This is a genomic window from uncultured Parabacteroides sp. (assembly GCF_947855115.1).
Lineage (GTDB): Bacteria > Bacteroidota > Bacteroidia > Bacteroidales > Tannerellaceae > Parabacteroides.
On sequence record NZ_CANTZW010000020.1, the window covers coordinates 65,503 to 79,887 of the forward strand.

Genomic DNA, 14,385 nt, shown 5'->3' on the forward strand with positions numbered 1-14,385 from the left:
CACTATTCGTTTACCGGATAATACAGTTTCAATTTGAAAGTCGCTTCCTCACCCTTCACCTCGCAACTTTTCAACGCATATCCCTCCGCAGGTCCTTTTCCTTCCAGCATATCCATTTGCCAATTCTCGTTCTCATCATGAAATACAGATAGGTCAAACTTTTCCCAGTTCACATTTTCCAACCGGATCGTGACCTTCCCTTTCTCGGACTTTGTCATGCCATAAACAGGCTTAGTCTCTTTTCCCGACTGAGCCATAACTAAGATATTTCCTTGGTTACCTCGTATATTAACCACCTCTACGATAATAGTACGTGCCTCTACGCAACTACACACTAACACGAATAAAGATAATATGAATAGAACTCGCCTCATTTTAGTTTCCTCCTCTTAATTTTATCGCCGTTATTACAAACAAGTTTATTTTATAAACTATCCATGGATAAAAAAATGCAAAGGAGCTGCGCATTACTCTTTGCACAACGCAAATATAGATAAGTTTATTTTATAAACCAAATCATATTATAAAATATTTCAATAAAAATCCAACACCACAAAATATGGTCAAAATCACTTTACCAACCTTCCCTGAAAACATGTACGTGTTTCCAGAAAAACATGTACGTCTTTTTGGGAAAACACGTACATGTTTTCAAAACAAGTATTTTAAGTTTGAGGCAAAGCAACTTTTTCACTATATTGCGCACATCGAACACATCTATATAGATCACAAAAACAATCTATAAACAACTAAAGACATGAATGAACGAATAACCGTTATACAAGCGGATATCACGACACTGGATATAGACGCTATCGTAAATGCCGCAAACAATAGTCTGCTAGGCGGTGGTGGCGTGGATGGAGCTATTCACAGGGCCGCCGGGCCGGAACTTCTGGCCGAATGCCGTACTTTACACGGATGCCCTACCGGAGAGGCCAAGATAACAAAAGGGTATCGGCTAAAGGCCCGTCACGTGATCCACACCGTCGGACCTATTTACCGGGACGGACGGCATGGCGAACCCGAATTATTAGAGAATTGCTATCGTAATTCTCTATGCCTGGCGATAAAAAACGGAGTAAAAACAATCGCGTTCCCATCGATAAGTACCGGCGTGTATGGTTACCCGGTCGAGGACGCGGCGTTAATAGCGATCCGGACAATCGCCACGTTCTTAAATAAGAATCCGGAAATCCAGCAAGTCGTAATGTGCTGTTTCTCCGGATACGATAAATCCGTTTACGCGAGAGCGCTAGAACAAATAGCTACTCGCGAGCCGTAATATGGAAACACCCTTGCTTGCGTTCGTGCTTGATATAACAACGATCTGCCCTGCGCAGATCCCGAAGCACGGAAGCAAGCACCATTTTCAAGCGATCCTTATCTATGTTTAAGGTATCTTCCTCATCTACCTTGGTATAACGTACCCATGATATATCAAACGTAGTTCCATATTGATGAGCCGAATTGAGAGATGAGTTCATATTCCGTTTTCTCAGTTTCTTGACATCGGCAACCGTACGGGTCACGCTGGTTACTTTTATTTTATAAATAGAAGCATTCAGATTTTTCAGCGAGTCTTGAAAGTTTTTCCCGATATCCTCTAGCAAATCAGCGGCTTCCGGTATTAAATACGGAATGGAATGCGTCAATTCCTCTACCTCGTAATAATCGTTTGTCTTAATCTCCACCATATTCCGGGAAGCATGCTCTGCCCCTTCCCTGGAAGAGACAGGTTCTATACCGATTTTTTTCGCTACAGACAAATGAACATCGTTCAAATCATTAAAATCACGATTATAGCTTCCATTGTACCAAATCTTTTTCAATTCTCCTCTCTTCTCCTTGCAAGAAGAAAAAGCCGTCGCCGACACGATCACGGCTAGCGATAAGATCGCATTAAACACTATTTTCATCCCTTTACCCTAGTTTTGCCAGACAAACATACGGAAAAATCCGGAAATATTCCTTAACTCCAATCAGTTTTTCGCCCAATGGCAGACGCAGAGCCGAAAGAAGAGTTCCCGTGAAATAAAACTTCTTCCTTTGCATCAATGGATAAAGAATATTACTAATTTTGTAACTTGATTCAAATAATAAAAAATAGCACATCTTTTTGGAACGTAATTTAAAATAAAGAATAGCGGATGATTGAAAGAATTTATATTCTTGAAAGCGTAGACCCGGTGATTTTTTACGGTGTGAATAACTCTAATATGCAATTGATCAAGACATTGTTTCCCAAATTGCGTATCGTCGCCCGTGGAAATGTAATGAAAGTTATTGGAGATGAGGATGAGTCTGAGCTTTTTCTCAAGAAAATCCGTGAAGTGGAAAAGTTCTGTGAGGAGTTTAACTCGCTCTCCGAAGACGTGATCTTGGATATAGTCAAAGGGAAAGGGCCGACTATCGTGAAACAGGAGAACCTGATCATTCACGGCATGAACGGCAAACCGATTACCGCACGCACCGAGAACCAGCAGCTATTGGTGAAAGCATTCGAAAGCAACGACCTGGTTTTCGCTATCGGGCCCGCCGGTTCCGGTAAAACATTTATCGCTATCGCTTTAGCCGTAAAAGCTTTAAAGAATAAGGAAGTAAAAAAGATCATCTTAAGCCGTCCCGCCGTAGAAGCCGGAGAAAAACTAGGTTTCTTGCCCGGGGAGATGAAAGACAAGCTAGATCCCTATTTGCAACCGCTTTACGATGCCTTGCAGGATATGATCCCGGCGGCCAAGCTAAAGGAATATATGGAGAACAACGTGATACAGATCGCTCCGCTGGCGTTTATGCGCGGCCGTACCTTGAACGACGCCGTCATTATACTGGACGAGGCGCAAAACACGACGACGCATCAGATCAAGATGTTCCTGACCCGTTTGGGCATGAATGCCAAGATGATCGTCACGGGGGATGTCACGCAAATAGATCTTCCTCCTTCTACCACGTCCGGATTGATACAGGCCATGCAAATATTGAAGGGCGTAAGCGGGATCGGCAAGATCGAGTTCTCCAAGAAAGATATTGTCCGGCACAAACTCGTCCAGCGAATCGTAGAGGCTTACGATAAGTTCGACGATAAACGGAAGAAAGAGCTCAAAGAGGCAAAAGAGAAGAAAACGAATATAGACAACAACTAAAAGTAAGAGTCATGAAGAAGGCATTAGTTAAAACAGACTTCAATTTCCCGGGACAAAAGAGCGTATACCATGGGAAAGTACGCGACGTGTACAACATCAACGATGAGGTATTGGTAATGGTCGCAACCGACCGTATTTCCGCTTTCGACGTTATCTTGCCGGAAGGTATTCCCTACAAGGGGCAAATGTTAAACCAGATCGCCGCCAAGTTCCTCGACGCTACGACAGATATTTGCCCGAACTGGAAATTGGCCACTCCGGACCCGATGGTAACGGTCGGCGTTCAATGCCAGGGTTTCCCGGTGGAGATGATCGTGCGCGGTTATCTGTGCGGAAGCGCATGGCGTGCTTATAAAAGTGGCGTGCGGGAGATCTGCGGCGTGAAATTGCCGGAGGGCATGCGAGAGAACCAGCGTTTCCCCGAACCTATCATCACCCCGACGACAAAGGCCGAGATCGGAGAGCACGACCAAGATATCTCTAAAGAGGAGATTCTCGCTAAAGGCCTGGTTTCGAAGGAAGACTACGAGACTCTTGAGAAATATACGATAGCCTTGTTCAAACGCGGAACCGAGATCGCCAAGGAACGCGGCCTGATCTTGGTCGACACGAAATATGAGTTCGGTCATCGCAATGGTAAGATCTACTTGATCGATGAGATCCATACTCCGGATTCTTCCCGTTATTTCTACTCAGAAGGATACGAGGATCGTTTCGCCAAAGGAGAACCCCAAAAGCAACTCTCAAAGGAGTTCGTACGCGAATGGTTGATGGAGAATGGTTTCCAAGGCAAATCCGGACAAAAAGTTCCCGAGATGACACCGGAGATCGTAGAAGGTATCAGCAACCGCTATATCGAATTGTTCGAGCATATCACGGGCGAGACATTCGTAAAGGGCGAGACCGATAACTTATTGAACCGTATAGAGAAAAACGTTACCGAATATTTACAGAATAAATAAGATACCGCACATGACACAGTATGGTCCTGAGACAATACTTCCTTATAACAAAAAGGAACGAAAGGGTACACAAATCAAACATATGTTCGACTCGATAGCCGAGACATACGACCAACTCAACCATACTCTCTCGTTTGGTATCGATAAGATCTGGCGCAGGAAAGGGATCGCCTTCCTGCGTCCTTTCTCCCCTAAAATGATACTGGATATCGCTACCGGTACCGGAGACTTGGCTATCTCCATGTACAAAAAACTGCATCCCGACCATATCATCGGAGCCGACATCTCGTTGGGCATGATGGAGGTGGGACGGAAGAAAGTAGCCGCCGCCGGCTATTCGGAGCATATATCCTTCGAGCAACAAGACTGTACGGCCTTGACCTACGAGGAAAACTCGTTCGACGCCGTAACCGCCGCTTTCGGGGTTCGTAATTTTGAGAATATAGAGCAAGGTATCTCAGAGATGTACCGGGTGCTGAAACCCGGTGGACATATCATGATCTTGGAACTTTCCACACCGGAACATTTTCCCATGAGACAACTCTACCAGATCTATTCAAAGACCGTTATCCCCTTTATCGGACGTCTACTCTCTAAAGAAAAAGCCGCTTATGATTATTTGCCGGCTTCTATCAAGGTGGTTCCTCAGGGGAAGGTCATGACGGATTTACTCTCCCGCCAAGGCTTCAAGCAGGCTCGCGTACAGACCTTTACCTTCGGGATCTGTTCATTATATACAGGATCTAAAGAATAAACAAAAGAAAAGGTTATGCAGAAATATGGTTTACTGGGATATCCCCTCGGGCATTCGTTTTCTAAAACGTATTTCAACCAAAAGTTTGAGGCGGAGAAAATCGACGCGGAGTATATAAATTTCGAGATTCCCAACATCAAGGAGATTAAGAACGTAATCAAGGAAAACCCAGAACTTAACGGTTTAAACGTGACCATTCCTTATAAGGAACAAGTAATCCCATATCTAGACGATTTGGATGAGGATGCCCGCCAGATCGGAGCGGTAAATGTCATCAAATTCACGAAAGGTCTTTTCGGTAAGCTGAAACTGAAAGGGTATAACTCGGATATCATCGGATTTAAGCAATCAATCGATCCGTTATTAAATGAAACGCACCGGAAAGCGTTGATTCTCGGTACGGGAGGAGCGTCGAAAGCGGTCTTCCACGGGCTGAAACAGTTGGGTGTCGGCGCTACGCTGGTTTCTCGCAAACCGAAAGAATTTTGTATCACGTACGACGAGATTACGCCGAAAACCATGGAGCAATATACGGTAATCGTAAATACGACTCCTTTGGGTATGTTCCCGAATATAGACTCATGTCCGGATATCCCGTACGATCTACTTACCCCAGACCATCTATTGTACGACCTGCTTTACAACCCGGATGAAACCCTTTTCATGAAGAAAGGAAAAGAAAAAGGGGCTACCGTGAAAAATGGACTGGAGATGCTTCTGCTGCAAGCCTTCGCCGCTTGGGAGATTTGGCAAAAATAGATCACCTCGTAATTGGACGCAGCGGGCTTCGTAAGTTAATGAAGCAGGTTTCACAGGCTCATGAAGCTGGCTGCATATGTTCAAAAAACGAACTTATGCCAACCAAGTCAATACATAATCCGGGGTAACTCGATATGCCAACTTATATTCCCGGCATGAATCGGTCCGGGTTTCCCGTCCCGTAAACGTTCCGCTGGGTGAATAAGGGAAAGATTCCACGTGAAGATGCTTCCGGAAATCCACACCCTCACATCCGATAATCTTGAACAAGGTCTCTTTAGCGCACCAATGAATCAATAGGTGCTCGACCTCGTGCAGCGGGTCAATCCCCGCTTCTTCTTCCGGATTCATAAAGCGACTCCGTATTTTCAATATCCGGTCTGAGCGATACTCGATATCAATTCCTGTCGGGCGGTTATCCAAGATCACCGCCACAAAATCTTTCGTATGGGAGATACTGATATGTAAAGGTATACAAGCCAGATACGGGGCTCCTGTAGGACGATAGTCAACCCTAGTTTCCTTTCCTAGAAGTTCTTTCAGAAGTACCCGACAGGCAAAACGCTCCTGCCGGCGTTTCTCTGCCGATACCTGCTCTAAGAAAGAGGCATAATCCGATTTGTGCTCAAGCATGCTCAATAGTTCGTCAGAACTTTCTTCCATTTTCCAGACCCCATGCAACGGAGAGGATTGTTTATATAACAAGGCCATGTTATTCTTTCCAGCTAAAAGTTTGTATAAGTTCGATAATATCTTCCCGGATATATTGGATGGCGGGAGCTAATGAATCTGCGTTGGGTTTACAGTCAAAGTACAAGGCGCCCCGAAAAAAATTCGATACGCTATCTGTCAACAGGAATTGTATGGGAGAAGCCGATTCACCGTCTAGAAGAAAAAGTGAGCCATAAACGTCGGCGGAAGGATTGGCATATGCTTTTTCCGAAACCCGATTTACCGATTTTATCTGGCGGGCAACAAAAGAACGGCTCTCAGCCTCTGCCGTTGCCAGAGACGCGGGGGTGATCGGCAAATAACTGCAATAAAGCTTAGCCTCTAACTCCGGATATAAGATGTTCAAACCCACAACTCCCGTCTTTTGATCCGGGAGTTCTATGACTGTGGCTTGAGAAACATCAAAATTAAAAGGCAATGATTCAAGATCAAGAGATTTATAACATGCTTTCGCCGGTTCGATACGGACATAGCCCCGCGGCTTCGGTGTATATTCCACGCACGAAGTACAGGGTATCCCTAAAAACAGAAAACTTCCTATGATAGCAACGATCCATCTCATAAGCAATCATTTCGTCTTTTCCCCTTTCTCACCATTTTCTGTACTTTCGGGGATACGATTAAACTTAACCTTTAATATCCGCCTGTTATCCATTTCCAGCACTTGGAAACGATATTCCTTATATTCTATGATCTCTCTACGATGAGGGAAATCTCCCTTTATCTCTAGCAAAAGACCGGCCAGGGTCTCGACCTCTTCCGTCAATTTTCCGAAATCCGAGGGAACGGCATTGATAACCCGGAAGAAATCCGTCAACAATATCTTTGCCTCAAAAATCAAACTGCCGTCAGCCAAGCGAACAAATTGTTGTTCATCTTCATCGTACTCGTCAGAGATCTCCCCCACGATTTCCTCCAGGATATCCTCCATTGTCACGATACCGGAGGTACCGCCGAACTCATCGACCACAATCGCCATATGGATCTTATTGGTACGGAACTCCTCCAGCAAATCATCGATCTTCTTGGTCTCCGGCACGAAATATGCCGGGCGGATCAAGCTCTGCCAGCGGAATGTATCGGGCTTGTCAATATAAGGCAATAAATCTTTTATATATAAGATCCCTTTAATATTATCCTCGGTCTCGGAGTACACCGGGATACGCGAATAACCAGATCTGACAATAAAATTGACCACTTCGCGAAAATGGGTCTTGATTTCGATATCTTCCATATCCAGGCGAGGAGTCATAATCTCGTCGGCGGTCTTATTATAAAACTTGATAATTTCCGCCAGCATCTCCTTCTCTTCCGGGATTTCAGTAGAGGTTAGTTCCAGCGCCTTAGAAAGTTCATCCACGGAAATATCATATTTCTTTTTCGCTAACGCTTTGTTGATAACAGACGTGGAATTTACCAAGATTCTTGAAAAGGGGCGGCAAAAACGTTCCACACCACTCAACGCAGACGCAGAAAAACGAACGAAACGCAAAGAATTTTTCTGTGCGTAAATCTTAGGCATGATCTCTCCAAAAAGTAAAAGCAAGAAAGTCAAGAGAATCGTCTCAAGGATAAAACCGAGAAGAGGAGCGGCCGAGAAATCAATCCAAGCGTTGATCGCATAAGTACAAAGCATAACGACCGCTACGTTCACGAAGTTATTAGCGATTAATATAGATGCCAATAAATACTCCGAATGTTCAAGGAGACGTTTAATAACAGGATCTGCCGGGCGGCTCTCCTCCCCGATCTCATTCAAATCGCCCGGGGTTAGAGAGAAGAATGCCACTTCAGAGGCCGACACAAAGCCGGAAACAAACAGCAGTAAAAAAGCGAGGCTTAATGCGATTACAGGACCTGCTGTCAGCGCCTGTACCGTTACGTTCTCAAATAAGCCCCATAAATAATAGTCCGAGTCCAAGGGAAGCAGTATTAGTTAGACAATATCAGAACGGGAGATCATCCGCGTCACTGGATTCCGAGAATGTATTAGGTTGCGAGGCGGCCGGTTGTTGATAAGTGGTATTCGGCGCCATGCCCGGTTGAACCGCTTGTCCTGTGTTTGGCTGCATACCACCGCTCTGGGTTGTCGAATACCCGCTATCGGTCGGACGAGACCCCGTACTATAGAACTCAACGCGATCCGCATGGATTTCCGTAATATATCGTTTCACGCCACTTTGATCGTCATAATTACGAGTACGGATCTTACCTTCTACGTATACACCGGAACCCTTACGTACCCATTTTTCCACAAAAGGAACCAAATCTCTACGGACCACGATATTATGCCACTCCGTACGTTCCGGGACAACCGTTCCGTTTGCCAATGTATACCCCCGCTCCGAGGTTGCCAGCGGGAAATTAGCGACAGCGGCACCACTGTCAAAATAGCGAACGTCCGGATCTTTACCGACGTTGCCAATCAATATAACTTTGTTCAATGACATAGCTCAAATTCTTAATAACTATACAAAGAAACACAAATTCAATCATTCTCACAAGTTTCCGTTTAATTTCTCTAAATAAATATGTATCAGCCGGGGAACGGCATACTTCCCTACATCCTCAGAAGGTAAAGAGAGGTAAATTTCCAACGATTCAGGGATTCGCTCTATTTCTATTTGATAAAAAGAGGCATATAGGATTTGGTGGGAAAGCGTATGCTTTACGTTCGACAGCCCTTGGGTAATACTCAAATTTCCGGCATTTCCTAACAGATCGCAGAAGGCTTGAGTCTTACATAATCCGGAAAAATCCATCGCGTGATCTGTCTCGATCAAAGGGAACTCATAAAGACCAGCCCAGATATCTTTACCAGCCCGTCTATTCAACCAGGTATGTCCTTTATATATAATGTGCAAATAATTAAAATAACGGTTTCTTGTCTTTGTCTTATTTTGTTTCACCGGATAAGCCTGTACATCGCCGGAAGCGAACGCCACGCATTTTTCTTTTAGCGGACATCTCCCGCAATCCGGATTTTGAGGAACACATTGTAAAGCACCCAATTCCATAATCGCTTGATTATGTGCCCCCGCATTCTTAGGATTCAAGATCATTCCGGCCAGTTCCGCAAACTGCTTTTTCCCCTTTGTTGTGTCGATCGGCGTATCCACGGCAAACAAGCGGGAAAGAACCCGGTAGACATTTCCATCCACGACCGGATACGGTTGGTTCCAAGCAAAGGAGACGATCGCCGCCGCGGTATACTCACCGATACCTTTCAAGGATAATACATCTTCATAATTCTCCGGGAAAACACCGTTAAACCGCTCCATGATAGACTGAGCCGCCGCATGTAAATTCCGGGCCCGGCTATAATACCCCAGCCCTTGCCAATATTTCAACACCTCATCTTCCTCCGCAGCCGCTAGAGACGCTACATCAGGGAAACGCCCGGTGAAACGTAAAAAATACTCTAATCCCTGTACGACCCGGGTTTGCTGCAATATAATCTCGGATATCCAGATGATGTAGGGATCTCTCGTTTCCCTCCAAGGAAGTTCCCGTTTATAGGTTTCATACCATTCAACCAATATCCGGCTGATTTCTAACTCACTTTCAGATTGTAACATAATCGCTCCCATTCTCACTTTTCAACGTCATAACCATTTGATTACCGCAAACATACATATATATTATGAACCGAGAAGAATCTTTTTTCATAAAAATTGAAGCTCAATTCTTTTTCCACTTAAATAAAAAGCTATATATTTGCATTCCAAAAAATTAATAGGTCAAAATCAATTAATTAATTTATAGACATGACTAAAGCAGATATTGTTAGCGAGATTTCAAAAAACACTGGCATCGACAAACAGACAGTGTTGGCAAGCGTTGAGTCCTTCATGGATATCGTAAAAAGTTCTTTAGCCCAAGGCGAAAACGTTTACTTGAGAGGTTTCGGAAGTTTCGTTATTAAGAAAAGAGCCCAGAAGACTGCTCGTAATATTTCAAAGAATACTACGATCATCATCCCGGAACACAACATTCCGTCATTCAAACCGGCTAAGACTTTTATCGGAGAAGTTAAGTAATTAATTATTATACGTTTAATTTAAAATTTTAAAGCGATGCCTAGCGGAAAGAAAAGAAAAAGACATAAGATGTCTACGCACAAGCGCAAAAAGAGACTGAAGAAGAATAGACATAAGAAGAAATAAGTCTATCTAACAAACTCTAAAGAACAAACTTAATAAGTGACCTTTTAAGTTTGTTCTTTGCGTATTTTATAAGGTCTGATCTTAAAAACACATCTTAAGTGGTTAGTGAATTAGTAGTTGATGTACAGCCCAAAGAGGTATCTATCGCCGTTTTGGAAGACAAGAGCCTTGTGGAACTCCAAAAGGAGGCCCGCAACGTGTCGTTTGCCGTTGGTGATATTTACCTAGGTAAGGTTAAGAAACTGATGCCGGGCTTAAACGCTGCGTTCATTGACGTCGGTTACAAAAAGGATGCGTTTCTTCACTATCTGGACTTAGGTCCTAACTTCAACACCCAACAGAAATACCTAAAGCAATTGCTGAGCGATCCCAAAAAGGCACCGGTACTGTCGAAAACACAGATTCTACCGGAGATCGAAAAAAACGGGAGCATCAGCGACGTGCTGAAAGTAGGACAAGAGGTGTTGGTTCAAATTGCTAAAGAGCCTATCTCGACGAAAGGTCCCCGATTGACTTCCGAGCTTTCTTTTGCCGGAAGATATATCGTACTGATACCGTTCGCCGATAAAGTATCTGTCTCCACCAAAATCAAATCAAGCGAGGAACGAGCCCGTTTGCGCCAGTTAATCCAAAGTATCAAACCGAAGAATTTCAGCGTTATCGTACGGACATCTTCGGAAGGCAAACGTGTCGCGGAGCTTGATCATGAACTAAAGACATTGGTGAAACGATGGGAAGATAATATCGTGAAGGTGCCCAAACTCAAAGCCCCGGCTATTGTTTATGAGGAAACGGCACGTACCGTAGCTTTACTCCGGGATATATTCAACCCCTCTTTCCAAAATATTTATGTAAATGACAAGGAGGTTTACAACAATGTCCGCGACTATGTGAGCTTGATCGCACCGGGACGGGAAGAAATCGTACAATTATATACGGGAGAGCTTCCTATCTTCGACAATTTCGCGGTCACCAAACAAATCAAGTCGTTATTCGGACGAACTGTCACTTACAAGAGTGGAGCTTACTTGATTATCGAGCACACGGAAGCTATGCATGTTATTGATGTAAACAGTGGGAATCGTTCTAAAGGCAGTGATGCCCAAGAGAAAACAGCTATCGACGTAAATACCGCCGCGGCCGACGAGATCGCTCGCCAGCTTCGCTTACGAGACATGGGAGGTATTATCGTCATAGACTTTATCGATATGGCAGAGACAGCCAACCGGCAAAAGTTATTTGAACACATGACAAAAGCAATGGCAAATGACCGGGCTAAACATAATATCCTTCCTCTTAGCAAGTTTGGTCTGATGCAGATTACCCGTCAACGGGTACGTCCGGCAATGGATGTAAATACGTCTGAAAACTGCCCATCCTGTTTCGGAACAGGAACAGTTAAGCCTTCCATCCTGTTTACCGACAGCCTGGAAGAAAAAATAGATTGCTTGGTTAATAAACATCACGTGAAGAAATTCACCCTGCATGTACATCCGTATGTCGCAGCGTATGTGAACAAGGGGTTGTTCCCCTTGAGTATGAAGTGGAAAATGAAGTACACACATGGTTTAAAAGTTATTCCCAATCAAAGTCTTGCTTTTCTTGAATATAAATTCCTCGATGCCGACAAGAATGAGCTTGACATGAAAGAAGAAAAGGAAATAATCAACAAATAACAAAGAAGCCCCGGGTCTATTAAATAGTTCCGGGGTTTTTTGTTTCCTGCCAATCCGTCAAAATGTCACGATTTATGACACGCATTATTTATTTTCCATCACAAACTTCTTTGGCACGGCATTTGTTGAGTACTATGTGAATCCTTTAAATAAGGAGGATGACGGACAAAGAATAATAACAATTAAAATATTTACAATCATGGGAAAGATTATTGGAATCGACTTAGGAACAACCAACTCTTGTGTTGCCGTATTGGAAGGTAACGAACCGGTTGTTATCGCAAACAGTGAAGGTAAAAGAACAACACCTTCAATCGTAGCCTTCGTGGAAGGCGGCGAGCGTAAGGTGGGTGATCCCGCAAAGCGTCAGGCTATCACCAATCCTGAAAAGACTATATTCTCTATCAAACGTTTCATGGGTGAAACCTATGATCAGGTACAGAAAGAAATCTCTCGTGTACCTTACAAAATAATGCGTGGTGATAACAATACTCCTCGTGTAGATATCGAAGGACGTTTGTACACTCCGCAGGAAATCTCCGCGATGATCCTGCAGAAAATGAAAAAAACAGCTGAGGATTATCTGGGACAAGAAGTGACTGAAGCTGTCATTACAGTACCCGCTTACTTCAGCGACGCTCAACGTCAGGCTACCAAAGAGGCTGGCGAGATCGCAGGATTAACCGTACGCCGTATCGTAAACGAGCCGACTGCCGCTTCCTTGGCTTATGGCTTGGACAAGACGAACAAAGATATGAAGATCGCCGTATTTGACCTTGGTGGTGGTACATTCGATATCTCCATCCTTGAGTTGGGTGATGGTGTATTCGAGGTAAAATCGACAAATGGAGATACTCACCTAGGTGGTGATGATTTCGACCATGTAATCATCGACTGGTTGGCAGAGGAATTCGAGCGTGAAGAAGGCGTTGACTTGCGTAAAGACCCGATGGCTTTACAACGTTTGAAAGAGGCTGCCGAGAAAGCGAAGATCGAGTTGTCAAGTACGACTAGCACGGAGATCAACTTGCCGTATATCATGCCGGTAAACGGTATTCCAAAGCACTTGGTTAAAACATTGACTCGCGCTAAATTCGAGCAATTGGCAGACGGTTTGATCCAAGCTTGTATCGAACCATGCCGTCAAGCGCTGAAAGACGCTAGCTTGTCCACTTCCGATATCGACGAGGTTATCTTGGTAGGAGGTTCTACTCGTATCCCGGCTGTACAAGCTATTGTCGAGAAGTTCTTCGGCAAAGCTCCGTCTAAAGGTGTTAACCCGGATGAGGTAGTAGCCGTAGGCGCAGCTATCCAAGGAGGTGTGTTGACTGGTGAGGTTAAGGACGTATTGTTGCTGGATGTTACTCCTCTGTCTTTAGGTATCGAGACGATGGGTGGTGTAATGACTAAATTGATCGAGGCTAACACGACAATCCCGACCAAGAAATCAGAGACCTTTACGACAGCCGTAGACAACCAGCCTTCTGTAGAGATCCATATCTTGCAGGGAGAACGTTCGTTGGCTAAGGACAACAAGTCTATCGGTCGTTTCCACTTAGACGGGATACCTGCCGCACAACGCGGTGTTCCTCAGATCGAAGTGACATTCGATATCGACGCTAATGGTATCTTGAATGTATCTGCCAAGGATAAAGGAACGGGTAAAGTACAAAGTATCCGTATCGAGGCTTCCAGTGGTTTGAGCGATGATGAGGTTAAGCGTATGAAGGAAGAGGCTGCCGCCAACGCCGAGGCCGACAAGAAAGAGAAAGAGCGTATCGACAAATTGAATCAAGCGGACAGCATGATTTTCCAGACCGAGAAACAATTGAAAGATCTTGGAGATAAGCTTCCGGCAGACAAGAAAGCTCCGATCGAGGGTGCTTTGAATAAGTTAAAAGAAGCTCACAAGGCTCAAGATATCGCAGGTGTCGACGCTGCCATGGCAGAATTGAACAGCGTATTCCAGGCTGCGAGTCAAGAAATGTACAACGCTCAGGGTGGTGCTCAAGGCGGTCCGCAGGCAAATCCGAATTTCGGAGGCCAACAAGCAGGAGGCAACGCCGGTAGCAACAACACTAAAGATGGTAATGTAACAGATGTTGACTTCGAGGAAGTCAAATGATTCCGATAAGGATACAGATAATAAACAATAAGCAAAAGCGTGCAGCTCAATGAGTTGCACGCTTTTTG

General features: G+C 44.4%; 15 protein-coding genes. 8 read left to right on the forward strand and 7 right to left on the reverse strand.

Going from position 1 to position 14,385, the window contains the following annotated elements; all coding sequences use genetic code 11:
- Nucleotides 1–2 precede the first annotated feature (2 nt).
- Complete coding sequence (locus tag Q0110_RS12660; RefSeq protein ID WP_297906813.1) at nucleotides 3–374, reverse strand: DUF2141 domain-containing protein; 372 nt, start codon at nucleotides 372–374, stop codon at nucleotides 3–5.
- 383 nt (nucleotides 375–757) lie between these two features.
- Here Q0110_RS12660 and Q0110_RS12665 point away from each other — a divergent pair, with 383 nt between their 5' ends.
- Entirely contained in the window at nucleotides 758–1,285 is a 528-nt protein-coding gene (locus Q0110_RS12665) for an O-acetyl-ADP-ribose deacetylase (protein WP_297906816.1), read from the forward strand.
- Here Q0110_RS12665 and Q0110_RS12670 read toward each other — a convergent pair.
- Entirely contained in the window at nucleotides 1,269–1,919 is a 651-nt protein-coding gene (locus Q0110_RS12670) for a DUF5715 family protein (protein ID WP_297906819.1), read from the reverse strand. The two genes, Q0110_RS12665 and Q0110_RS12670, sit on opposite strands and share 17 nt — an antisense overlap.
- 231 nt (nucleotides 1,920–2,150) lie before the next feature.
- On the opposite strand from Q0110_RS12670, the gene Q0110_RS12675 reads away from it, so the two are divergent.
- The 4 genes from Q0110_RS12675 to Q0110_RS12690 are packed head-to-tail and all read left to right on the forward strand — an operon-like array spanning nucleotide 2,151 to nucleotide 5,618.
- The gene (locus Q0110_RS12675; RefSeq protein ID WP_297906822.1) at nucleotides 2,151–3,143 is read left to right on the forward strand and encodes a PhoH family protein; all 993 of its coding nucleotides are present in this window, start codon (nucleotides 2,151–2,153) and stop codon (nucleotides 3,141–3,143) included.
- Between the two features lie 11 nt (nucleotides 3,144–3,154).
- Nucleotides 3,155–4,105 carry a phosphoribosylaminoimidazolesuccinocarboxamide synthase gene (locus tag Q0110_RS12680; RefSeq protein WP_297906825.1) on the forward strand — a complete coding sequence of 317 codons (951 nt, stop codon included), beginning with the start codon at nucleotides 3,155–3,157 and terminating at the stop codon, nucleotides 4,103–4,105.
- A gap of 10 nt (nucleotides 4,106–4,115) precedes the next feature.
- Entirely contained in the window at nucleotides 4,116–4,859 is a 744-nt protein-coding gene (gene ubiE, locus Q0110_RS12685) for a bifunctional demethylmenaquinone methyltransferase/2-methoxy-6-polyprenyl-1,4-benzoquinol methylase UbiE (protein ID WP_297906828.1), read from the forward strand.
- 15 nt (nucleotides 4,860–4,874) lie between these two features.
- Nucleotides 4,875–5,618, forward strand: a complete 744-nt coding sequence (locus Q0110_RS12690) for a shikimate dehydrogenase (protein ID WP_297906831.1) — start codon at nucleotides 4,875–4,877, stop codon at nucleotides 5,616–5,618.
- 93 nt (nucleotides 5,619–5,711) lie between these two features.
- Here Q0110_RS12690 and Q0110_RS12695 read toward each other — a convergent pair whose 3' ends face one another.
- Genes Q0110_RS12695 through mutY form a run of 5 tightly spaced genes read right to left on the reverse strand, consistent with a single transcriptional unit; the run spans nucleotide 5,712 to nucleotide 9,928 of the window.
- On the reverse strand, nucleotides 5,712–6,329 hold the full coding sequence (locus tag Q0110_RS12695; protein ID WP_297906834.1) for a 4'-phosphopantetheinyl transferase superfamily protein: 618 nt from the start codon (nucleotides 6,327–6,329) through the stop codon (nucleotides 5,712–5,714).
- Between the two features lies 1 nt (nucleotide 6,330).
- A complete protein-coding gene (locus tag Q0110_RS12700) occupies nucleotides 6,331–6,912 on the reverse strand; it encodes a gliding motility protein GldD (RefSeq protein ID WP_297906837.1) in 582 nt (193 codons plus the stop codon).
- 6 nt (nucleotides 6,913–6,918) lie between these two features.
- Complete coding sequence (gldE, locus tag Q0110_RS12705; protein WP_297906839.1) at nucleotides 6,919–8,271, reverse strand: gliding motility-associated protein GldE; 1,353 nt, start codon at nucleotides 8,269–8,271, stop codon at nucleotides 6,919–6,921.
- 25 nt (nucleotides 8,272–8,296) lie between these two features.
- Nucleotides 8,297–8,800: a single-stranded DNA-binding protein gene (gene ssb / locus Q0110_RS12710; RefSeq protein WP_297906841.1), complete on the reverse strand. Its 504-nt coding sequence runs from the start codon at nucleotides 8,798–8,800 to the stop codon at nucleotides 8,297–8,299.
- A 48-nt stretch (nucleotides 8,801–8,848) separates the two neighbouring features.
- Nucleotides 8,849–9,928, reverse strand: coding sequence for an A/G-specific adenine glycosylase (mutY, locus tag Q0110_RS12715; RefSeq protein WP_297906844.1), 1,080 nt, complete (start codon nucleotides 9,926–9,928; stop codon nucleotides 8,849–8,851).
- A 189-nt stretch (nucleotides 9,929–10,117) separates the two neighbouring features.
- On the opposite strand from mutY, the gene Q0110_RS12720 reads away from it, so the two are divergent.
- The 3 genes from Q0110_RS12720 to dnaK all read left to right on the forward strand — a co-directional run bounded on the left by Q0110_RS12720 (nucleotide 10,118) and on the right by dnaK (nucleotide 14,317).
- Nucleotides 10,118–10,390: an HU family DNA-binding protein gene (locus Q0110_RS12720; protein WP_297906847.1), complete on the forward strand. Its 273-nt coding sequence runs from the start codon at nucleotides 10,118–10,120 to the stop codon at nucleotides 10,388–10,390.
- Between the two features lie 224 nt (nucleotides 10,391–10,614).
- The gene (locus tag Q0110_RS12725) at nucleotides 10,615–12,192 is read left to right on the forward strand and encodes an Rne/Rng family ribonuclease (RefSeq protein ID WP_297906850.1); all 1,578 of its coding nucleotides are present in this window, start codon (nucleotides 10,615–10,617) and stop codon (nucleotides 12,190–12,192) included.
- 199 nt (nucleotides 12,193–12,391) lie between these two features.
- Nucleotides 12,392–14,317 carry a molecular chaperone DnaK gene (dnaK, locus tag Q0110_RS12730; protein WP_297906853.1) on the forward strand — a complete coding sequence of 642 codons (1,926 nt, stop codon included), beginning with the start codon at nucleotides 12,392–12,394 and terminating at the stop codon, nucleotides 14,315–14,317.
- The last annotated feature ends 68 nt before the right edge of the window (nucleotides 14,318–14,385 follow it).